The organism is Amycolatopsis sp. CA-230715 (assembly GCF_018736145.1).
In the GTDB taxonomy this organism is placed as follows: domain Bacteria; phylum Actinomycetota; class Actinomycetes; order Mycobacteriales; family Pseudonocardiaceae; genus Amycolatopsis.
This window is the reverse complement of the sequence record NZ_CP059997.1, coordinates 6,379,494-6,401,248: the sequence shown is the minus strand read 5'-3', so window position 1 is coordinate 6,401,248 and position 21,755 is coordinate 6,379,494. Positions and strand designations below refer to the sequence as shown.

Sequence of the window (21,755 nt, the reverse complement as noted above, 5' to 3'; positions counted from 1 at the left end):
GAGCCGGGCGGGTTCGAACTGTGACTTCACCCTTGCCGACGCCCTCGCGCGGCGGCGAGCGGCGCGATCGCGGCGCGCACGCGCGAGTCGGTGAAGAGCCCGTCGACGCTGACGGGAAGCGGAATACGCCAGTTAGGGTACTCATCGACGGTACCGGGCAGGTTCGGCTGCCGCTGTTCGCCGACCACGTCCGCGGGGGAGGTCAGCACTAGCCGTGACGCGGCCGACGCGAGCAGCGCGTGCAGTGCCACCACCGGGTCCTCGTCGCCGATCCCTTCGCGCGCAACAAGATCGAACAGCGCCGCGCGCTCCTCGGCGGCGGAGGCGTACTCCGCTTCCGCCGGTCCGTCGAGCAGCCCGAGCCCGGCGCGCACGCGCACGTGTTCGGCGGCCAGCCAGCCGGAGACGGTCGGCAGGTCGTGCGTGGAAATGCTGGCCATCGCGGCGGGATCCCACGCCGAGGGCCGCACGTAGGGCTTGCCCGGCGCGTCCCAGTCGCGCTGGAACCACAGCACCGCGGAACTGAGCACGCCGCGTTCGTGCATGGTCTCGGTCACGACGTCCTCGACGGTGCCGAGGTCTTCACCGACCACCACGGCGCCCGCGCGATGCGCTTCGAGCGCGAGGACGCCGAGCATGGCCTCGGCGTCGTAGTGCACGTACGTGCCGCGCCCGGCAGGCTCGCCCGGCGGGATCCACCAGAGCCGCCACAAGCCCGCGATGTGGTCGACGCGGATCCCGTCGGCGTGCCGCAGCACCCCGCGCACAACGTCGCGGAACGGCGCGTACCCGGCCTCGGCGAGCTTGTCGGGGCGCCACGGCGGCAGGTTCCAGTCCTGGCCCTGCTGGTTGAACGCGTCCGGTGGCGCGCCGACCCGCACGTCGGCGGCGAAGACCTCCCGCAGCGCCCAGGTGTCGGCGCCGCCGGGGTGCACGCCGACGGGCAGGTCGTGCACGATCCCCACCGGCATTGACGCGGCACGGCGCGCCGCGTCGAGCTGCTCGTGGCACAGGCGCTGCAACCAGGCGTGGAAGGCGATCCGCTCGGCCAGCTCCTCGCGCGCGGCGGCGACCGCGGGGCTCGCCGGGTCGCGCAGGTCCTCCGGCCAGTCGCGCCAGTCCGCGCCGTGCACCTCGGCGAGCGCGCAGAACGCCGCGAAGTCGAGCGTGTCCTGGGTGTTTTCGGTGTTTTCGGTGTCTTCGTGCAGCGGCCACAGCAGTTCGAGCGCGGCGCGCTTGGCGTCCCACACGGCGTCGTAGTCGATCAGCTCGGTGTCCGCGGGCGGCGCGAGCGCGACAACCTTCGCCCGCAGCTCGTCGTCGGCGCGCGCGAACTCGGCGGTGTCGGTCACCCGCAGGTAGATCGGGTTCGCGAACCGGCGCGTCGCGGGCGAGTACGGCGACCGCTCGACCGGATGGGCCGGGGCGAACGCCTGCACCGGGTTGACCAGCAGCACCCCCGCGTCGAACTCCTCGGCCGAGCGGGCCGCGATCGTCGCCAGATCGCCGAAATCGCCCATCCCCCACGACTTCTCCGAGCGCAGCGCGTAGAGCTGCAGCATCCAGCCCCACGCCGCGGGCACCTCCGGCAACTTCGCCGGAACCACGGCGAGCGCGGCCTCCCGCTCCGCGGTGACCACGCGATGCCACCCGAGCGGCAGATCGGTGGGCAGCGCGGCCCCGGTCTCGCGGCGCCCCCCGTCCTCGAGATGCACCACGGCAGGCCCGCCGAGGTCGTACCCACCGCCTTCGCGAACCACGATCGTCGGCGGCAGCGTCTCTTCCCGTCGCCTGTTCTCGACCGCCTCCAACGCACCTCGAACCGCGTCGGACGTCGACGCGTCGACCCCGAACTGGGCCAGCACGGCCACCACGACGTCTTCGTCGACCTCCACCTCGATCTGGTCCGAGTTTTCGTACCGGGTCGCCACCCCGTAGGCGTCGGCGAGTTCGGTGAGTGCGCTGTCCACGTGTTCAGCATGGTCGTTGGGTGGCGGCGTCGCCAAGTGGGGGCTGGTTCGCGGTGCCGGTCGCCGTGTTCGGTCGCAGTCCAAAGAAGGCTTTGGACGGAAAGAGCGTGGGCACCTTTCGTTGTCCGGCTCCCCGTTGCTATTTCTAGGGGTTTCTTATCGTGAAAAATATTTCACAAGTGTTGTCCATTTTAGCCGGAGGCCACAATTCGCCTGGATGGCCTATCGAACCTTTGTTCGAACTCGGGGTAGAATTGTGGGGTGTCCGAGAACTCTTCCCTTGTACCGCAGCGGGAGCTGTGGCAGCTCGCCGCGCGCGAGAAAGCCGCGCTGCTGCGGGAAGAGTTGATGTCCTTGTGGCAGCAGGAATCCCGGGTCTGCCACGTGATCGCGGAACTTGACAACGACGGCACACGCGAACTCGGGTACCCCTCCACCGCCGCACTGGTCGCGGAGATCGCACGGACTTCCTCGGCCGCGGTGCGGAAACTGGTGGCGCGGGCGCTCGCGATCAACCCCGGCCGCAGTGTTGGCGGCGCGGAGATTCCCGCCGCTGCGCCGTTGACGGGAGAAGCCGCTGCCGAGGGAGCGATTTCGCCACTGCACGTAGATGGGATTGTGTCGGCGCTGCAGGCCATCCCGGGGACCGTGCCGGTCGAGGAGCGGGAGAAGACCGAGAAGACTCTGGTCGATCTCGCTCGGAACGCGACCACGGCGGAGGTTGCCGCGGCGGGTCAGCGGTTGCGCGACACCCTCGACCCCGACGGCCGCGAACCCCGCGACACCCCCGAACCGGCCCGCGCGTTCCGTTACCGGCAAGGCAAAGACGGCTCGATCAAGTTCGACGGCTACCTCGACCCGGTGTCCGGGGCGAAGACCCTCGCCCTGCTTGAGCCGCTGGCCAAGCCCCACAAGGAAGACAACCCGCTGGTGCGTGGTAGAGCCGAGCGCTACGGGGATGCGTTCATGGAGATCGTGAATCTGGCCGCGAGCCATCCGGAGGCGCCGAACCACAGCAGCACCCGAGGCGACATCGTCGTCACCATCCCCCTCGAACTCCTCCAAAAGGGACTCGGGCACGCCTGCCTCGACCTCGTCACGAACATCACCGCGAGCGAAGCCCGCATCCTGGCGTGTGACTGCAAGGTCATCCCCGCCGTACTCGGCACTGACGGTCAACCACTGGAATACGGCCGCGCCAAGCGAATCGTGACCAAAGGCCTCCGCCTCATGCTCGCCATCCGCGACGGCGGCTGCGCCTTTCCCGGCTGCACCCGAAAGCCACGACACTGCGACGCCCACCACGTCCGAGAATGGTGGAACGGCGGCACCACCGACCTCGGCAAACCTCGTCCTCCTCTGCGGACACCACCACCGACTGTTGCACAACAGCGACTGGAAAGTCCGCATGATCAACGGGATGCCCCAATAGACAGACACCCCCTTGCCGATCCATCGCATCGACAAGGGGGCAGCGCGAATCGCCGAAGATCATCAACCATCGCCGCACAACCCCGAAACCTGCCCGCGGAAGTCCCGCCGCCGGGGAAAGCGCGTTAGAACACGACTGGCAGCTCCGCCAAGCGCAGTGTGCCGGGATCCGTTGCGCGCCAAAGGTTTTCCGCGGTCTCCGCCAAGGCGAGCTTCGGGTAGCGGTCCAGCAGTGCGCCCAGCGCGACCTCCGTCTGCACCCTCGCCAACGACGCGCCGAGGCAGACGTGCGGGCCGTAGCCGAAGCCGATGTGCTGGCGCGGCGGGCGGGTGATGTCCAGGCGGTCGGGGTCTTCGAAGACCCGCGGATCGCGGTTGGCCGAGGCGATCGCGGCGGTGACGCGGTCGCCTTCGCGGACCGGTGTGCCGAACAGGTCGGCGTCCTCCTGCGCGTAGCGCGGGATCGCGAGCATGTTCGGGCTGCACAACCGGATCAGTTCGTCGACGGCGGTCGGCATCAGGGTGCGGTCGGCGCGCAGCTTTTCGAGTTGCCCGGGGTGCGTCAGCAGGACTTCGAGGCCGTTCGCGATCAGGTTCGTCGGGGTCTGCCCGGCGAGCACGAGCTGCCAGACCAGTGTCACCAGTTCGACGTCGCTGAGCCGGTCGCCGTCCTCGACCTGGACGCGGATGAGGTCATCGAGCAGGTCGTCGCCCGATTCGGCACGGCGGCGTTCGACGGCCGCCTTCGCACCGTCGATGATGCCGGGAACCGCTTCGCCGAAGGCATCACCGGCACCGGCGAGGACCGCGGCGCCGTATTCGCGCCACCTCGGGCGATCCACCTCGGGGATGCCGACCAGCTCGCAGATCACGTCCATCGGCAGCGGCTTGGCGAACTCGGCGAGCAGATCCACCGGGCCCTCGGCCGGCAAGCCGTCGAGCAGCGCGGCCACGATGCGCTCGATGCGGGGCCGGAACTCTTCCGCGCGGCGCGGGGTGAACGCGGGCGCCACCAGCCTGCGGATCCGGCGGTGCTCCGGACCGTCCAATTCGGACATCGTGTGCAGGTAGACCAGGCATTCGTCCGGGATGGCGGGGTGCCGGATGAAACTGCCGGAGTTGATCGCGAACCGCGGGTCGCCGAGCACCGCCCTCGCTTCCTCCTGCCTCGTCACCGCCCACAGGGGCCCGAGCCCCGGCACCTTCAGCCGCAGCATCGGCCCGTTCGCGTGCGCGCAGCCGTACGCGGCGAGCGGATCGGCCAGCACCCCGGGATCGGCGAGGTCCAGCTCGGGCACATCGGTCATCGAAGCCTCCCATTTCACATGTTCTCACCAGATGTTCTGAACATCTGAATGGCGACTGTATCTTGTCCCGAGGCGGGAAGGCAACGACGGGAGGGCGATGGTCCGGCTCAGCAGGGCGGAAACGCAGGAGCGCAACCGCGCGAAGGTCCTCACCGCGGCCGAACGCGAGTTCGCCGAGCACGGGTTCCGCGACGCCAAGATCGACCGCATCGCCGAGCGCGCCGAGCTGACCAGGGGCGCGGTGTACTCGAACTTCCCCGGGAAGCGCGCGCTCTACTTCGCGGTTCTCGCCAAGCTCGCCGAGGAAGCACCCGTACCCGCGAACGCGCACCGGGGCAGGACCGCGCGCGACGCGCTGGGCGCGCTGGCCCGCGCTTGGGTCGGCCACCTGCCGTTCGGCGTCGACCTGATGCCGGAGGTCCTCGCCGACGATCGCGTCCGCCTGCCGTTCACCCAGCTCATGAAGCTCAACGCGGTGCTGCTCAGCCTCGCGCTCGAAGAACTACGCCCGGCGGAACGGGCGCCGGGTGACCCGCCCGCGCGGCTGGTGCGGCTCGCGGGCACCGTGCTCACGACCCTGCACGGCGCGAGCGCGCTCGCAGCCGCGGCGCCCGGGTTCGGCGAACCGTTCGACACGATCAGCGCCTGCGAACAACTGGCAGGGCTCGACCTCAACGACTTCTGGCCGCCGCCCGCGGTCGTGCCCCCCGCCAGGCCCGCCGACGATCCGTGGGCGCCACCGCTCGCGATCGACAGGGTGCGCGCCGAGGAAGTGCCGCTCACCGGCGACGGTGTAGTGGCCGTGCTCGGGCTGCACCGGCTGGACGCCGCCGAAGAAGCGGTCCGCGCGGGTGCCGCCGTCACCGTCGTGCTGGTCACCGGCGAACCGGCCGAACTGGCACCGCTGGCGAGGCTGATGCTCGGCGAGTTGTGCGGCTGCCTGCGCCAGGCGTTCCCGGAGCGCGCGTGGCCTCGATTGCGCGTCGTGTGCGACGAAACGGGCGCGATCGCCGCCGCGGCTGGCCTGCCCGCGGTCAGCGACGGAACGGAAGCGGCGGTGCGCGTCGAAGGCGACCGGATCGTCGCGCGCGCGGACGGGCGCGGGGCCTGTCACGCGGTCGCCGCGCGTGCCCCGTCGAAGACCACGGCGGGCTGACCCCTACGAACCCCTGTCGCACCACCATTTCGGTGCCGTTCGGTGCGTTCGCTGCCAAGCTGGCAACGATTTCGCCCGAATGAACGGAAAGGCCCGAACAATGAAGAGACTTCTTGCCGCCGGGGTCATCGCACTGGCCGCGGGCACGCTCGCCGCGCTGCCGGGCACCGCGTCCGCGGCACCCGCCGCGCCCGGGATCACCTGCGGCAACCACATGGAACCCGTCGGCGGCGACAAGTACCACCGGAAGTACTACTGGGGCAACTGCGGCGCGACGGCGGTGAAGGTCAACGTCTGGTTCAGCGCGTACTCGGGCGGCCCGTTCGACCGCTTCGATCACGAGCAGTGCGCACCGGCGAACCAGGACACCCTCGTCGGGGAAACGACCAACTACCTCGTCACGCGGTACTACGTCAAGGACACCGCGGGCGCCTGCTGACCCGACGTGACGCGGAACGAGACGTTCCGCGTCACCCCGGCCACGGCAGCACGGTCAACCGCGGCCATTCCTGTTGCCATCGAACGGTTTTCGCCGCGTAGGCCGCGCGGGACCCCAGCACCGGGTTCGGCCGGACCACGAAGTTGAACACATCGGCGAACCCGTGCGGCGCGTACACCCGCCACCGCCCGTCCGGTTCGACGCGGAGACCGAGGCAGCACGTGGTGGCGAGGAACGAGTCGATCGCGTCCTCGGTGCAGGTGTGCGGCGGGCACGGCAGGCCGAACTTCCGCTCGTACCAGAGATGGACGCGGGCTTCGTTGCGCACTTCCACCTCGGCGCCGATTCCGGCGAACGCGTTTTCCGCGGCCTTGATGACGACGTCCTCGGCCGCCCAGGAAAGGTCCGTGGCGTCGAAGTAGAACAGGTCGTAGTCACGGATCCCCTCGCCGGGCTCGCGACCAGCCAGCACGTTCCACACGGTCTGGAACAGGCAGCCCGAAGTCAGGTACCAGCCGGGCAGCGCGAGCGCCGCCGCGCGGCTCACGACTTCGAGCAGTACCTCGTTCCGGGAGAGCAGCGCGCAGAACCGCGCGAGTTGCTCGTCCACCGGCAAACGGCTCAGCATCAGGACTGCTTATCAGCAGCCCCCGACGCTTTGCGGAAATGAGCGTTGACGGCAGGCAGGTAGGACAGCACGACGGCGATCACCAGTGCGGTCACCTGCAAGACGGCGAGCAGCGCGTAGACGACCTTCAAGTCGTCGGTGTTGTCTGGATCGGCCGCATCGACGACCGCGAACACCTCGAAGAACGCGCACAGCACGCCGAGTGCGGTCAGCGCGACCCGTGCCCATTGCCGTCCGTACCGGAACTGCCGCACCACGGTGGCCCACGCCGGGACCAGGCACAGCAGCGCGCTGGTCTGCAGCGCGGTCTCGACCGCGTACCGCCCGGTCGCCCAGGTCACCCAGCCGCGGCCGTGGCTGGGCAGGTTGTCGGTGAACCCGATGGCCAATTGCGCGGTGACCACGGCGATCCCGGCCGCCCACACCCAGCCGGGTACCGCGGCGGCACCGGCGCGGGGCGCGGCCGCGTCGTACGCGGCGAAGTACCTTCGCGCGCTTTCGCTGAAGGCCAGGACCGCGGCCACGATCATGCATCCCGCGCGAGCCGCCTCGAGGATCACGACGGGCGCGGCCGCGGTCGAGCCATCGGACTCGCCGGAAGCCAGCACGGTCAGATCGATCAGCAGCCCCCACGCGCAGAACACCGTGATCCCGGTGAGTGCCGCCCGCGCGACCGGCCGTCCGTGTTCGAACTGCACGATCGCCCACCCGCCGAGTGCCAGCAGCACCACGAGGCCGGCCAGCAGGCTGCCGAGGCCGGGAGAGCGGCTGCGGTCCAAGGCCACCACGATGCCCGCCAAGCTCAACGGCACGGTCAGCACCGTCGCCGCGACCCACAGTCCGCAGGAGAAGCGGACCGTACGCGGCGGCTCGATCCGGGCCGGTGGCAGCGAATGCGGTACTTCGGTCACGGCGCGGAACGCTAGCCCGCTCCGCGGGGAGGGGTCCCGAGCATGGCACCACCATGCGACTTCAAATTCACTTGTCGACCACTTTTCGCAGGTAAAGCTAACTACTATCCAGTAGAGTAGCGAGGGTCGGTTTACCTCGGGTTAAGATCGGCCCGTGCCGCGCACCACCGAGAAGAGCACCCGCCGCCCCGCGAACCGCAAGGAGCAGATCGCGCTGACGGCCGCCGAGCTGTTCTGCGTGCGCGGCTACCACCACGTCGGGATCGACGACATCGCGGACGCGGTCGGCATCACGGGTCCCGCGCTGTACCGCCACTTCCGCGGCAAGCAGGCGCTGCTCGCCGGGGCGACCAGGACGCTCACCGACGCACTCGTCGCCACGGCGACCGAGGCCGCGGCCACCGAGGGCACCGCGCGCGAACGGCTCGACGCGACCTTGATCGCGCTGATCGAGCTGTCGTGGCAGCGCCGCACCGCGGCCAGGTTGTACCAGTGGGAAGGCCGCTACCTCGCCGACGACGAACGCGCCGAAGTCGCCGCGAGGACAGCGCGCGTCCTGCGCGTGCTGCGCGATCTCGTGCTCGAAACCCAGCCACGAAGGGAAAAACGCGAAGCCTCCTTGCTCGCGAGCGCGGTCGCCAGCGTGATCGGCAGCCCGTCGACGCACCGGGTCTCCCTGCCGAGGGCCAAGGCGCACGCGCTCCTGCTCTCGTGCTGCCACGACCTCCTCGCGGTCCGCGACCTGCCGCCGCCCGCCCGCCGCGCGAGCACGCCCGCCGCCACGCCCGGCGTGCTGCCGCGACGCGAAGTCCTGCTCGCCGAGGCGATCCGGTTGTTCCACCGGCACGGGTACCACGAGGTGAGCGTGGAGGACATCGGCGCCGCCGCCGGGATCAACTCCTCCAGCGTGTACCGGCACTTCCCGAGCAAGGCCGATCTCCTGGCCGCCGTCTACCACCGCGCGACGGCGAGGGTCGAGGTGGCCACTTCGGACGCGCTCGGCGCGGGTGGCACCCCGGCCGAAGCGCTCGGCAGGCTCGTGCGCAGCTACGTCGGGCTGACCTACTCGCACGCCGACCTCGCCGCGGTGTACGTGTCCGAAAACGACAACCTGCCCGCCGCAGACCTGCACGCACTGCGCGGCGCGCAGCGGCGGCACATCGACACCTGGGTGCGCCTCACCGCCCGCCCCGGCGAATCCGTGGCGCAGACCCGGTTCCGCGTGCACGCCGCGCTGAACGTGGTCACCGATCTCGCCCGCGTGCGGCGGCCCGGTGTCGGACCCGAGCACACGGAACGGCTCGTCCGCGCACTCCTCCAGCACTGACCGGCGACCCATCGCTCACTTCCTCGGTACAGATCCTCCGCTGTCAAGGGCAATTTAGCCTGTCACAGCGAACTTCGATGTGATCTCTGGCGCAATTCGAGCAAGCTTGTTACAGTCCAGCGACGCGACCCGTGGTTAACATACGACGCGTCTGCCAGCGCTTTTCGCGGCAACGCTGGAGGTGGACATGGCAGCCATCCCCACCGAAGGCGGGGCCGTTCGCCGCGCCGTCGCGGAGGCGGGCGATCTCGCCGCGTTCTCCTGGTACACGCTGAAAGCGCTCGCGCGCGACACCGCCACCGGCAAGCTCGCCTGGCCGGAGTTCCTGCGGCAGCTGTGGTTCATGGCCTCGGTGACCACCCTGCCGTCGGTGCTGGTGATGATCCCGTTCGGCGTCGCGGTCGCGCTCAACGTCGGCTCGCTCGCCGCCCAGATCGGCGCCGAGTCCTACGGCGGCGCGATCGTCGCGTTCCTGATCATCGGGCAGGCGGGCCCGATGGTGTGCGCGCTGATGATCGCCGGGGTCGGCGGATCGGCGATCACCGCGGACCTCGGGTCCCGCAAGATCCGCGAAGAGACCGACGCGCTGGAGGTCATGGGAATCTCCACGATCGCGCGGCTGGTGGTGCCGAGGGTACTGGCCGCCGCGGTGGTCACGGTGCTGCTCGGCGCGATCGTGATGGTGGTCGGCATCGCGGCGAGCCTCGCCTTCCACGTCTTCGTGCTCGACGGCACGGCGGGCAGCTTCCTCGGCACGCTCACCCAGTTCGCGTCCTTGAAGGACTTCGCTTCCGCCGAACTGAAAGCGGCGCTGTTCGGGGTGCTCGCCGCGCTCGTCGCGAGCTACAAGGGGCTGACCGTCCGAGGTGGACCGCAGGGCGTCGGCAACGCGGTCAACGAGGCGGTCGTGCTCGCGTTCATCGCGGTGTTCGTGGCCAACACGGTGATCAGCCAGGTGTTCCCGCTGTTCGTCCCGGCGCGGGGTGAGTACTGATGGCGATCCCGGTACTCCCCCGCCCGGTGCGGCTCGCGGGACAGGCGAGCGCGGACAAGCTCGTCGCGCTCGGCACGCAGTTCGCCTTCTACGCCAGCGCGCTCGCGGCGACGCCGAAGGTGCTCGCGCGGTACTGGCGGCACGTACTCCGGCTGACCGGCGAGATCAGCTTCGGCTCGGGCGCGCTCCTCGCGGGCGGCGGCACCGTCGGCGTCATCTTCGCGATGTCGTTCGTGTCCGGCACGCAGGTCGGGCTCGAGGGCTTCCGCGGTCTCGACCTCGTCGGGCTTTCCCCGATGGCTGGGGTGATGTCGGCGGTCGCGAACACCCGCGAACTCGCCCCCGCGGTGGCGAGCATCGCGCTCGCGGCCAAGGTGGGCACCGGGTTCACCGCGCAGCTCGGCGCCATGCGGATCTCCGACGAGGTCGACGCGCTGGAGTCGATGAGCATCCCGTCGATTCCGTTCCTGGTCACCACGCGGATGATCGCCGCGTTCGCCGCCGTCGTTCCGCTGTACCTGGTCGGGCTCTTCGCGTCCTATGTGGCCACCGGGATCACCGTGGTGAACATCAACGGCCAGTCGCAGGGCACCTACGACTACTACTTCACGCTCTTCCTGCCGCCGCAGGACGTGCTGTTCTCCTTGCTGAAGGCGCTGTTCTTCGCGGGCATCGTCACGCTGGTGCACTGCTACCACGGCTACTTCGCGCGCGGCGGCCCCGAAGGCGTCGGCAGGGCGGCGGGTCGCGCGCTGCGCACGAGCATCGTGCTGATCATGTTCGCGGACGTGTTGCTGACGATGCTGCTGTGGGGCGTGCACCAGACCCTGCCCGGGATGGCGCCGAAATGAGGGCGCGCCGGATGCGGCTCGCGCTGGGCGGGCTCTGCGGGGTGGCCGTGCTGCTCGCCGCCGCGGTGACCGCGATCGCGCAGAGTTCCGGCGCCTTCGACGACGACCCGGCGCTGACCGCGGTCGTGCCCGCGTCGGCGGGCCCGCTGAACCCGCAAGCCGCCGTGCAATACCGCGGGATCGTGGTCGGCACCGTGACCGCCGTCGAGTCGGGCACCTCCGAGTCCACATTGGACATCACGCTGGCGAAGGGCGAACTGGGCAAGCTCCCCGCCGCGGTGAAGGTGCGGCTGGTGCCGAGGACCCTGTTCGGTGACCAGTACGTCGACCTGGTGGCACCGGGTGGCACCACCGCCACCGGCCTGCGCGCGGGAACGCGGCTCGCGCACGACGACTCGGCGCCGTCCGCGCAGCTCTACGCCGCGGCGAACCGGCTGTACCAACTGCTTACCGCGGTCCAGCCGGCGCAGTTGTCCGCCGCGCTCGGCGCGGTCGCGGACGCGGTGCGCGGCAAGGGGAACGAGCTGGGTGGCCTGCTCGACCGCGCGCACGATTTGCTCGACAGGGCGGGCCCGCTGACCGGCGCGCTGCTCGGCGATCTGTCCACTGTGGCTTCTCTCGGTGAGCAGCTTTCCGCGAGCGCGCCCGATCTGTTCCGCGCACTGGACAACGCGGTGGCACTGTCCGGGACGGTCGTGTCGCATCAGGACGATCTGAAGCGGATGCTGACCGCGGGCACGCAGGCGGCCGCGGGCACCGAGTCGCTGCTGCTAGACAACGCCGACCGAACCATCCAGCTGGTGCGCAACACCGGGCCGGTACTGGGCACGGCCGCCGCGCACCCCGGTGCGCTCGGCGCGACCGTGCGCGGGTTCGACGATCTCGCGGGCGCGGTGAACCGGGCGTTCTCGCACGGGCCTTGGGTGTCCTTGCAGGCGCCCATCACGTTCGACGATCCGTACCCCTACACCGCGAAGGACTGCCCGCGGTACGGGAAGCTGCCCGGCCCCAACTGCGGAACCGCCCCGCCGCCACCGGTTCCGCAGACGCCACCGGTTCCGCAGACGCCGCCGGACGGGGGTTCGGTCGGCCCGGTCGGGAGCGCGGCGGAGAAGGACAAGCTCGCCGCGATCGCGCCAGCGCCGCCGGACCTGCTGAGCGTGCTGATCGGCCCGATCCTGCGCGGTGCCAAGGTGGTGACCGGCGGATGAAGCGCGCACTCGTGCTGACCGCGGTCAAGGCTGGCGTGTTCCTGGTGGTCTCGGTGCTGGCCGGGGTGATGGTGATCAACACCCTCGCCACCCCGGTGCCGGGCCGCACGATCGCCTACCGGGGCGAGTTCACCGATGTCACCGGGCTCGTCACCGGTGCCGACGTGCTGATCGGCGGGGTGCGGACGGGCAAGGTCACCGAGGTCCGGCTCACCGGCGGGCACGCGCTCGTCGGCTTCGAAGTGCAGGCCGACCAGCACGTGCCCGCCGACGTGACGCTGGCGATCCGGTACGCCGACCTGCTCGGCGGTCGCACGGTCACGATCCTGCCCGGCCCGAGCGGCCCCGGCGGGCAACCCGCGCTGGCCGAGGGCACCGTCGTACCGGTGGCGAGGACGCGGCCCGCGCTCGACCTGACCAGTCTGCTGGGCGGGTTCCGGCCGCTGTTCGACAGCATCGATCCCGGCCAGGTGAACCAGCTCGCCGGGTCGTTGATCTCGGTGTTCCAGGGCGAGGGCGGGACCGTGCGGGGCCTGCTGGAGAAGACGATCTCGGTGACGCAGGACCTGGCCAACCGCCGCGACGTGATCTCCGGAGTGCTGCGGAACCTCACCTCGCTGGTCGACTTCACGCTCACCCACCGCGCGGATTTCCAGCAGCTGCTGGGTTCGATGAACCAGCTCGTCACCGGGCTCGCCGAAGACCGGGGCCGGATCGGGGAAGCGCTCGACGCCGGATCCGCGCTGGCGACCTCGCTTTCGTCCGCTTTGGACAAAGCGCGACCCGAGATCGCGCCACTGCTGAAATCGCTGACGAGCGCGAGCGACACCGTGGCGCACAACCAGGACGCGCTGGTCAAGGCGACCGGAACCGCGCCCGCGCTGCTCGACACGCTCAACCGGACGCTCGACTACGGCTCGTGGGTGAACGTCTACGTGTGCAACCTCAGGCTCGACACCGGAGTACTGGGTTCGCTGAACCTCTCTGGCGGGCCGCATTCGGAGGTGTGTCGATGAGCTGGCATTCTCCCAAACCCGTGCGCGCCGGGATCATCGGCGCCGCGGTCACCGCCGCGCTGCTCGCGATCGCCGTGCTCGCGCCGTCGCTCTACTTCTCCTCCGCCACCGGCGAGTTCCACGCCAAGCTCGCGAACGCCGCCGGGCTCAAGCAGGACGACCCCGTGTACGTCGCGGGCGTGCCTTCGGGCCGGGTCACCGGAATCGGGCTCGACGGCGATCGCGTCGACGTGAAGTTCCGCCTCGACCACGGCGTGAAGCTCGGCGACGCAACAAGTGCGTCGGTGAAGCTGATGACGGTGCTCGGCCGCCGCTACCTCGGCGTCGAACCGGCGGGCGCGGGCGAACTGCGCGACGGCGGCACGATCCCGTTGGAGCGCACCAGCGTGCCCTACGAACTCGACGATCTCGGGCGGCAGGCGCAGAAAACGGGCCAGCAGCTCGATCTGCCTCGGCTGCGGACCCTGATGCGCACGATGTCCGACGTGCTGCCGAAGGATCCGGGGCAGCTCGGCAAGGCACTCGACGGGGTGTCGGCGGTGACCTCGATGGTCGCCGACAACGACGACCAGCTCGGCAAGCTGCTGTCCGGGGCCCAACAGGTCACCGACACCCTGCTGTCCCAAAAGGACACTCTCGTTTCGTTGCTGGGCAACGCGGATCTCGTGCTGCACACGCTCACCGACCGCAGGGCCGCGATCTCGCAGCTGATCTCCGACGTCGCGGACCTCACCACCGCGGCGAACGACCTGCTGCACCGGCACGGCCGGGAGCTCGACGGGCTGCTGGACCACCTGCACTCGGCCACCGGCGCGCTCACCGCCACCGAGCAGAACCTGGGGCGCGCCATCGAAAAGCTCGCGCCGACGTCGCGGTACCTCGCCAACGCGACCGGCAACGGGACCTGGGCCGACGTGGCGGGCCCCGCCGGGCCGATCCCGGACAACCTGCTGTGCGTCGTCGGCCTGGCCGGGGGCTGCAAATGACCGGGCGCTGGTACCGGATCGCGGCGGTCGTGGTCGTCGGCGCGCTGCTCGTCACGGGCGGGCTGTGGTACTTCCGCGACAAGCCGACGCTGACCGTGTCCGCCGATTTCGCCCACGCGGACGGAATCTTCCCCGGCAACAAGGTGTCGATCCTGGGGGTGCCGGTCGGCACGGTGACCGCGACCGAACCCCGCGGCGGCACTGTGCGGGTCACCATGGCGCTGCCATCGGACACGCGGCTGCCGTCGTCCGTGCACGCGTGGGTGGTGACCCCGGCGGTGATCAGCGAGAAGTACGTCGAGCTGGATCCGCCGTACCGCACCGGCGAACTGGCCGCGAACGGCGCGGTGATCCCGGTCGAGCGCACGCACGCGCCGCTCGCCTGGGACGATCTGGTCCGCTCGCTCGACACCCTGCTCACCGCGTTCGGCCCGGACGGCGCCGGTGCCGACGGCTCCGTCGGCAAGCTGCTGCACCAGGGAGCGGACGCGCTCGACGGCAACGGCGCGAAGTTCCGCGATGCCGTGCACGGCATCGCGCAGGCGTCCGGTGTGCTCGCCGGGAAGACCGGCGATCTCACCACCCTGCTGGGCACGCTCGACAAGCTCGTCAAGGTGATCACCGACAATAAGTCCACTGTGGACTCCGTAAGCTCCGGTGTCGCTCAGGCGGCGGAGTTGTTCGCGGGTCAGCGCGGCGCCATCTCCACCAGCGTCTCCCAGCTCTCCGACGTCCTGCACCAGGTCGCCGATCTCGTTTCCCGGCAAGGGAAACCGCTCACCGACGACCTGGCGAAGCTGAGCGGGATCAGCGCGTCGATACTCGCCCACCAGCACCAGCTCGCCGAGGTGCTCGACACCGCGCCGCTCGCGTTCGACAACTTCGGCCGCGCCATCACCCCGGACAAGCGGCTCCGGATCCGGCTCGACATCTCCACGAACCTTTCCCAGCTCCCCGCGGCGAAAGCGCTGTGCGAGAAGTTCCCGATCCCGCTGTGCTCCGGCGCCGGGATCGTCAACCCGATCCCGTTCCCGCCCGATGTGTCGAGCGCGCTCGGGCTGAACTCGGTGCTCGGCGGTGGTCGCCGATGAAGCGCTTGTGGACGGTCGCGGTCGCCGCGTTCGCGTTGACCGGCTGCGGGGTGAGCTTCCAGAACCTGCCCATCGGACGCGCACCCGCCGGGGATTCCTACCGCGTCACGATGGTTTTCGACAACGCCGCGAACCTGCCGATGGGCGGCAAGGTCAAGCTCGGGCAGGCGGTGGTCGGCCGGATCAGCGAACTGCGCGCGGAGAACTTCCACGCGGTGGTGTCGGTCGCGGTGTACGCCGGGGTGCGCCTTCCCACCGGGACCAAGGCGCAGGTCCAGGTCACCTCCGCGCTCGGCGAGGAGTTCATCGCGCTGCAACCGCCCGCCCAGGTCACCGGATACCTCGGTGAGGGCGCGGTGCTCGGGCTCGCCGATACGTCGAAGGGGCCGACGGTCGAAGACCTGCTCGCCGCCGCGGGCACGATGCTGAGCGGCGCCGGGATCGACCAGATCCGCACGATCGTGTCCGAGACGAACTCGATGCTCGGCGGCCGGGAGGGCGAAGTCCGGGGCCTGTTCGCGAAACTCGACACCCTGCTCGGTTCGGTCGAGGCGCACCGCTCCGACCTCACCCGCGCGATCGACGCGCTCAGCACGCTCACGTCCACCGCGAACAACGAACGCGCCACGATCGCCGCCGGGCTCACCCGGATCACCCCCGCCATCAAGGTGCTGCTCGACCAGCGCGGCACCCTCGAGAACCTGATGGGGCGCGTCACCACGCTGAGCAAGGCGACCACCGCGGTGCTCGGCAAGACCCAGGACCAGGTCGTCGCGCTAGCGAAGCAGGCACGGCCCCTGCTCGACGAGATCGGCGGGCTCGATTCCGCGCTCGGCACCGCGCTGGGGAAGATCGGGCCGCTCAAGGCGAACTTCGACAAGGCCGTCCCCGGCGACTACCTCGATCTCGACGCCACTTTGGACGTTCCGAACACGCTGCTGCCGCTGCTCACCGGTTCGCCGCCACCGGCACCCGGTTCCGCACCGCCGAACCCTGGCGGGCTGGCGGATCTGCTCGGGAGGGGCGTCCGATGAAAACACCGCGCGGGGTTTCCCGGTCGACACTGCTGCAGCTGGCGCTGTTCGCGGTGATCGCGGTCGCCTGCACGGCCTACGTCGGCGTGCGCGTGCTGGGCGCGAACCCGCTGTCCGGCACGTACCGGGTCTCGGTGTCCATGGCGGACACGGGCGGGCTGAGCAGGCAGTCCGAAGTGACCTACCGCGGCGTTTCCGTTGGCACAGTTGAAGAGACGACCGTCCAACCGGGAGTCGCGGGCGTCCGCGTCACCCTGCGATTGCGGGAGGGTGCGCGGATACCGGCGTCGAGCCACGCGGCGGTGAGCATGGAATCACCGATCGCGATCCAGAAACTGGACCTGCGACCCGCCGACGATCGGCCGCCGTTCCTGCACGAGGGCAGCGAAATCCCGAGCAGCGCCACGAGCAGGCCGTTGCCGCTCGACGCGCTGCTCGTGCACTTCATGCGGCTCGCCGATTCCGTGGACACCCGTGACCTGCAACGGCTTTCGGCCGAGGTGTCCGCCGGGCTGTCCGGGACCACCGGCGACCTCCGCCGGATCATCCACGACGCGGGCCCGCTCCTCGACGCGCTGGCGAAGAACCAACCGGCGCTCGTCGATCTCACCGGGAACGTCAAAACGCTGCTCGACGGCGCGGACGGCTCCGGCGGCACCCTGCGCCGCACCACCGCGTCCTTGCGGAGCCTCACCGACGAACTGCGCGGGCAGGCACCCGCGGCGACGAACCTGCTCAAGACCGCGCCACCGCTCGCCGACCAGATCGTGCCGCTGCTGCAACGCGCGCAGCCGTCGCTGTCCGTGCTGCTGTCCAATTTGGTCAGTACCAGCCAGATCCTGACCGCGCGGACACCCGCGCTGGACGAGTTGCTGGTCGCGATGCCGAACACGCTGAGCGGCCTCGCCGGGATCGAGCACAACGGCGTCGCGAACTTCTACCTCGTCGGCGGGCAGGGCCCGGCCTGCTACTACAACACGGATCGGCGCCCCGCCACCGACCAGGCGCCGCGCGCGCCGAACCAGGACTGGGGCTGCCGGGGCGACCAGCCGGGCCTTCAGCAGCGCGGCGCGGCCAACGCGCCGCGCCCCGCGACCGCGCCGACCCCGGTGACCACCTACGACCCCGGTACCGGGCAGGCCGACGGCGCCGGGTTCGGCTTCGGCTCCGGTGGCGGCCAGGCGGCCGTGCTCGGACCGCGCTCGTGGTACGCGCTTCTTCTGCAGGGAGCACAAGGAAAGGGAACACCGTGATGGCACCGCGAACCGCCGTGAAACCGTCTCCCCGCCCGCGCACAGAGGCGGAGACAGAGCCATCGGAGAGTCCACAAGAGACGGTCAAAGGCCGCGTCCTGCGCCCGAAGGTGCTCGCCGCGCTCGTGCTCGTCGTGATGGTGGCGTGCGGCGGGGTGTTCGCGTGGCTCCACTTCGACCGGATCGGCAGGCTCGACGACCTGCGTTCGTCCGCTGTGGACGCCGGGAAGCGGTACGCCACCTCGATCGCCACCTACGACTACCGCAACGCCACGGCCAACCTCGACCAGGTCGCCGCCCAGTCGACCGAGAAGTTCGCCACCGAGTACCGGAACTCCTCCGCCCAGCTCATGCAGCTCATCACGCAGTACCAGGCGACCTCGCAGGGCACCGTGCTGGACGCCGCGGTGAACGAGGCCGACGAAACCCACGCGGTGGTGCTCGCTTTCGTCGACCAGACCATCAAGAACACCAACCTGAAGGACCCCAGGGTCGACCGCAGCCGGATGAAGCTCTCCCTCACCCGCGACGGCGACGACTGGCGCCTCGACCAGATAACCCTGCTCTAAGAACGTCTTTTCGCCACCGCAACAAGGTAGCGGCAGTCCACTTCGGTCGGGTTGGCGTAGGCGCACGGCTCCGGCGGGCCGAGCACCAGGCAGTCACCGGGGTCGAGTTCGTGCACGAGATCGCCTTCGTGGAAGCGCAGATGCCCTTCGAGCACCCAGATCTGGTGGTAGACGAACGTGTAGACGTCGGCGGCGTAGGACACCTTCGCGCCGGGCGGCAGCACCACTTCGACCAGATCGAGCGGGCCGCTGGTGAACGGCGACACCGCACGCCGCCGGTACCCGCTGACCGGATCAGTCCAGGTCGGCTGGTCGGCGGCGCGCACGAGCCGCCGTTCGCCCCCTTCCGCGCGCGCCACGAGTTCCGACAGCGTCATGCCGAGTGCGGCCGACAGCCTCCCGAGCAGTGCCGCGGTCGGCTGGGCCTCACCCCGTTCGATCTTGCCGATCATCGCCCGCGAAACGCCGGAGCGTTCCGCGAGCCCGTTCGCGGACAGATCGCGGGCGAGCCGCGCGGACTGCACGGTGGCGGCCAGCGCCGCCGAAAGAGGATCCGACACCTGTTCACTATAGGGCACATTCATGGTTACTATGGTGACATGTTCATCCGCGACGCGACCATCGAGGACGCCGAAGCCTGCGCGGCGATCTACACCCCCTACGTCACCGACACGGCGATCACCTTCGAATACGTCCCGCCCTCGCCCGCCGAAATGGCAACGCGCATCGCGAACGTGGTGAAAACGCACGCCTGGCTGATCCTGGAGAACGACGGCGAGGTCACCGGGTACGCCTACGGCAGCCCGTTCAAATCCCGCGAGGCGTACCGCTGGTCGTGCGAGGTCAGCGTCTACCTCGCCCGCGGCGCACACCGCCGCGGCGGTGGCAGGGCGTTGTACACCGCGCTGCTGGAACGCTTGGCGCAGCGCGGTTTCCGGACCGCCGCCGCGGGGATGACGCTGCCGAACGACGCCAGTGTCGGCCTGCACCGCGCGATGGGCTTCGAACCGGTCGGCACCTACCGCGACATCGGCTGGAAGCACGGCGAGTGGCGCGACGTCGCCTGGGTCCAGCGCGCGCTCGCCACCGGCGACGGTCCACCGGCCGAACCCCGCTAGGTCACGCGTTCGATGCGGGCAGGCACCGTTTTGTGCCACGGGCTGCCGAAGAACTTGTCCCGGCGCGCACCCGAGGTGAGAGTGTTCAGCGGCACGCCGATGGTCTCCTCGCCCGGATAGCTGACGCCCATCCCGTTGGGCAGCGAAATGTGCCCCGGCTGCATGATGTCGGTGACCTCGACCGCGGTCCGCGCCGAACCGGCGCCGGTCACCACCTTGACCACGTCGCCGGTTTCGATCCCGAGTTCGGCGGCGTCCGACGGGCAGACGCGCAACGCGCCCTGCTTGTCCCGGCGGCGCCACTCGGGATTGCGGATGATCACGTTGGCGGTGAAGGAACGGCGCTCACCCGCGGACAGGACGAACGGGAACTCCGCCGTCGTGTAGGACGGCTCGACACCGTCGATCCGCGCCAGCTCCTCCAGCAACATCGGGATCGCGGCGTGGATCTTGCGATCCGGGTGCTGGACGTAGTTCCAGGCGTCCTCGTAACGGTCGTCGGTGAACATCACGCCTTCGCGCCAAGTGTTGAAAGCCTCGAACAACTGCTCGCCTTGCGCGAATCCGCGCGCGGTGAAACCGGCCCGCGCCACCGCGTCCGGCTGGGCGATCGCGCACAGGTGCGCGAGCCCCCAGATCAACGCCATCGCTTGCTCGCCGGGCGGAAGCGTCGCCCCCAGCGTCCGGTAGAGCAGGTAGGGCGTCAGCCCGGCCAGCCGCGGCTGGTTCTCGACCGCGGAGAAGAACGCGAGCGCAAACGCTTGCCTGCTGATTCGCGCCGCCGCGGTCAGGTCCGCGATCAGCGCGCCGTCGACGACCCCGAGCCGATCGATGACCTCGGCGTAGATCTCGGGTTCCGGCCGGGTTCCCGGCAACGGGTCCATGAGCGGTTTCCGGACCTGGAAGGCGTTGTGCGGGAAGTGCAACGTGAACAACGACGACTCGTGCTTCTCGAACTGGCTCGCCGCGGGCAGGACGTAATCGGCGCAGCGGGCGGTTTCGGTCATCGCGACGTCGATCACCACGGTGAGGTCGAGCTTGGCCATCGCCTCGCGGAACCGCGCCGATTCGGCAAGCGAATGCGCCGGATTCGAAGCGTCGACCCACATCGCCCGCAGCCTGGCCGGGTGGTCGGTGAGGATCTCGTCGGTGATGGCGTTGCACGGGATCAGCCCGCCGACGATGTTCGCTCCGCTGACCGGGGTGGTGCCGTCGGCGTCGGGACGGCCGAGCGTGTCGGCGATCCGCCGCGCCGACGGTACCGCCACCGCCTCGAAAAACGCGTGGAGCGCGGTGTCCGCGACCAGACCGGCGATCGGCTCGGCACCCCGTTTTCCCGCAACGGCGGCAAAGGCGCGCCGCAGCGGTTTCGCGCCCCACCGCATCGAAGCCAGGCCGAGGACGCGGCGAGCGCGTGGAGCACGGGGGCCGCCGCCCGATCGCGGCACGGGGTGCCAGCGCCCCGCGATCGGGAAGACCCACGAGTGGACGTGCACACCACCCGGCTTGGCGAAGTTGCCGGTCAGGATCCACAGCAGCTTGTTCAGGTACGCCACGAGCGTGCTGTTCGGCGACTGCTGGACGCCGAGATCTTCGTACGTCGCCGCGCTTTCGGCCGAAGCGATCCGCCTGGCCGCGCCGCGGATCAGGCCCTCGGGCACCCCGCAGCGCCGGGCGTAGTCACCGATGTCGACCGCGCGCAAGGCGGTCAGCACCTCCTCGATGCCCACAGTGTGCTCGTCGAGCCAGCGGCGCGCGATCAGGTCCTCCTGCACCAGCGTCGCGGCGAGCGCGGACACGCACCACGCGTCGGTACCCGGCTTGACCTGGAGGTGGAAGTCGGCCATCGCCGCGGTTTCGCTGACGCGCGGATCGATGACGATGATCGCGCGGTCCGGGTCCCTCGCCAGCTCGCGCAGCACCGGCCGCGCCCTGGCCACCCCGTGCGACTGCCACGGGTTCTTCCCGATGAAGATGGCGACCTCGGTCCGTTCGAAGTCGCCGGTGGTGTGGTTGCCGTGCAGTTGCTGGTCCACCCAGCCCTCACCGGTCTTCTCCTGCGCCAGCGCGTTCGACATGTACTCGGCGCCGACCGCGTGGAACAGCGCGCGACCGTAGGCGCCGCCGAGGTGGTTGCCCTGGCCGCCCCCGCCGTAGAAGAAGATCTTGTCCCCGCCGTGGGTGTCCCGCACCGCCGCGAGCCGCATGGCGATCTCGTCGAGCGCCGTCTCCCAGCCGATCTCGTCGTAGCCGCCGTCCGGACGGCGGCGCAGCGGCGTGTCGATGCGGTGCGGCCCGTTCTGGTACTTGTCCAGCCGCAACGGTTTTTCGCAGGTGTACCCCGCCGAGCCGGGATGCTCCTTGTCGCCGCGGATCTTCACCAGCTCCCGGTCGGCGACCCGCACCTCCAGCCCGCAGTTGCACTCGCACAAGATGCAGGCGGTCTTCTGCCACGAGCTCATC

Annotated in this window: 20 protein-coding genes; 14 read left to right on the top strand and 6 right to left on the bottom strand. The window is 70.1% G+C overall.

The features are described 5' to 3' along the window. Window positions 1–26 precede the first annotated feature (26 nt). Window positions 27–1,970 carry a 4-alpha-glucanotransferase gene (gene malQ, locus HUW46_RS30810; protein WP_215542274.1) on the bottom strand — a complete coding sequence of 648 codons (1,944 nt, stop codon included), beginning with the start codon at window positions 1,968–1,970 and terminating at the stop codon, window positions 27–29. Window positions 1,971–2,231: 261 nt separating this feature from the next. Here malQ and HUW46_RS30805 point away from each other — a divergent pair, with 261 nt between their 5' ends. After that, window positions 2,232–3,530, top strand: coding sequence for an HNH endonuclease signature motif containing protein (locus HUW46_RS30805; RefSeq protein WP_215542273.1), 1,299 nt, complete (start codon window positions 2,232–2,234; stop codon window positions 3,528–3,530). On the opposite strand, the gene HUW46_RS30800 is transcribed toward HUW46_RS30805, so the two are convergent. Then, entirely contained in the window at window positions 3,527–4,708 is a 1,182-nt protein-coding gene (locus HUW46_RS30800) for a cytochrome P450 family protein (protein ID WP_215542272.1), read from the bottom strand. The two genes, HUW46_RS30805 and HUW46_RS30800, sit on opposite strands and share 4 nt — an antisense overlap. 97 nt (window positions 4,709–4,805) lie before the next feature. Here HUW46_RS30800 and HUW46_RS30795 point away from each other — a divergent pair, with 97 nt between their 5' ends. Then, the gene (locus HUW46_RS30795) at window positions 4,806–5,864 is read left to right on the top strand and encodes a TetR/AcrR family transcriptional regulator (RefSeq protein ID WP_215542271.1); all 1,059 of its coding nucleotides are present in this window, start codon (window positions 4,806–4,808) and stop codon (window positions 5,862–5,864) included. A 100-nt stretch (window positions 5,865–5,964) separates the two neighbouring features. Continuing rightward, on the top strand, window positions 5,965–6,303 hold the full coding sequence (locus tag HUW46_RS30790; RefSeq protein WP_215542270.1) for a hypothetical protein: 339 nt from the start codon (window positions 5,965–5,967) through the stop codon (window positions 6,301–6,303). A 31-nt stretch (window positions 6,304–6,334) separates the two neighbouring features. Here HUW46_RS30790 and HUW46_RS30785 read toward each other — a convergent pair whose 3' ends face one another. Together HUW46_RS30785 and HUW46_RS30780 are read right to left on the bottom strand one after the other, a co-directional pair. After that, on the bottom strand, window positions 6,335–6,931 hold the full coding sequence (locus tag HUW46_RS30785) for a nucleotidyltransferase family protein (protein WP_254125051.1): 597 nt from the start codon (window positions 6,929–6,931) through the stop codon (window positions 6,335–6,337). Then, window positions 6,931–7,842 (bottom strand): hypothetical protein, encoded by a 912-nt coding sequence (locus HUW46_RS30780; protein WP_215542269.1) that lies wholly within the window; start codon window positions 7,840–7,842, stop codon window positions 6,931–6,933. Before HUW46_RS30780 ends, HUW46_RS30785 begins: the two co-directional genes overlap by 1 nt. A 154-nt stretch (window positions 7,843–7,996) precedes the next feature. Between HUW46_RS30780 and HUW46_RS30775 the strand changes: the two genes are divergently transcribed. From HUW46_RS30775 to HUW46_RS30730, 10 genes are all read left to right on the top strand, one after another. Further along, window positions 7,997–9,169 carry a TetR/AcrR family transcriptional regulator gene (locus HUW46_RS30775; RefSeq protein ID WP_215542268.1) on the top strand — a complete coding sequence of 391 codons (1,173 nt, stop codon included), beginning with the start codon at window positions 7,997–7,999 and terminating at the stop codon, window positions 9,167–9,169. A gap of 187 nt (window positions 9,170–9,356) precedes the next feature. Further along, window positions 9,357–10,163 (top strand): MlaE family ABC transporter permease, encoded by an 807-nt coding sequence (locus HUW46_RS30770; protein ID WP_215542267.1) that lies wholly within the window; start codon window positions 9,357–9,359, stop codon window positions 10,161–10,163. Then, window positions 10,163–11,014 (top strand): ABC transporter permease, encoded by an 852-nt coding sequence (locus HUW46_RS30765; RefSeq protein WP_215542266.1) that lies wholly within the window; start codon window positions 10,163–10,165, stop codon window positions 11,012–11,014. Before HUW46_RS30770 ends, HUW46_RS30765 begins: the two co-directional genes overlap by 1 nt. An 11-nt stretch (window positions 11,015–11,025) precedes the next feature. Beyond that, the gene (locus tag HUW46_RS30760; protein ID WP_215542265.1) at window positions 11,026–12,225 is read left to right on the top strand and encodes an MCE family protein; all 1,200 of its coding nucleotides are present in this window, start codon (window positions 11,026–11,028) and stop codon (window positions 12,223–12,225) included. Next, on the top strand, window positions 12,222–13,241 hold the full coding sequence (locus HUW46_RS30755) for an MCE family protein (RefSeq protein ID WP_215542264.1): 1,020 nt from the start codon (window positions 12,222–12,224) through the stop codon (window positions 13,239–13,241). The genes HUW46_RS30760 and HUW46_RS30755 overlap by 4 nt, the downstream gene beginning before the upstream one ends. Further along, entirely contained in the window at window positions 13,238–14,227 is a 990-nt protein-coding gene (locus tag HUW46_RS30750) for an MCE family protein (protein WP_215542263.1), read from the top strand. Before HUW46_RS30755 ends, HUW46_RS30750 begins: the two co-directional genes overlap by 4 nt. Beyond that, a complete protein-coding gene (locus HUW46_RS30745; protein ID WP_215542262.1) occupies window positions 14,224–15,318 on the top strand; it encodes an MCE family protein in 1,095 nt (364 codons plus the stop codon). The genes HUW46_RS30750 and HUW46_RS30745 overlap by 4 nt, the downstream gene beginning before the upstream one ends. Beyond that, window positions 15,315–16,352, top strand: coding sequence for an MlaD family protein (locus tag HUW46_RS30740; RefSeq protein ID WP_215542261.1), 1,038 nt, complete (start codon window positions 15,315–15,317; stop codon window positions 16,350–16,352). The genes HUW46_RS30745 and HUW46_RS30740 overlap by 4 nt, the downstream gene beginning before the upstream one ends. Then, entirely contained in the window at window positions 16,349–17,605 is a 1,257-nt protein-coding gene (locus HUW46_RS30735; protein ID WP_215542260.1) for an MlaD family protein, read from the top strand. The genes HUW46_RS30740 and HUW46_RS30735 overlap by 4 nt, the downstream gene beginning before the upstream one ends. Then, complete coding sequence (locus HUW46_RS30730; protein ID WP_215542259.1) at window positions 17,605–18,174, top strand: hypothetical protein; 570 nt, start codon at window positions 17,605–17,607, stop codon at window positions 18,172–18,174. Before HUW46_RS30735 ends, HUW46_RS30730 begins: the two co-directional genes overlap by 1 nt. Here HUW46_RS30730 and HUW46_RS30725 read toward each other — a convergent pair. Beyond that, complete coding sequence (locus HUW46_RS30725; protein ID WP_215542258.1) at window positions 18,171–18,734, bottom strand: helix-turn-helix domain-containing protein; 564 nt, start codon at window positions 18,732–18,734, stop codon at window positions 18,171–18,173. The genes HUW46_RS30730 and HUW46_RS30725 overlap by 4 nt on opposite strands. Before the next feature lie 39 nt (window positions 18,735–18,773). On the opposite strand from HUW46_RS30725, the gene HUW46_RS30720 reads away from it, so the two are divergent. Continuing rightward, window positions 18,774–19,292: an arsinothricin resistance N-acetyltransferase ArsN1 family B gene (locus HUW46_RS30720; protein ID WP_215542257.1), complete on the top strand. Its 519-nt coding sequence runs from the start codon at window positions 18,774–18,776 to the stop codon at window positions 19,290–19,292. Here the strand turns inward: HUW46_RS30720 and HUW46_RS30715 are convergent. Beyond that, window positions 19,289–21,754, bottom strand: coding sequence for a molybdopterin-dependent oxidoreductase (locus HUW46_RS30715; RefSeq protein ID WP_215542256.1), 2,466 nt, complete (start codon window positions 21,752–21,754; stop codon window positions 19,289–19,291). The genes HUW46_RS30720 and HUW46_RS30715 overlap by 4 nt on opposite strands. Between the last annotated feature and the right edge of the window lies 1 nt (window position 21,755).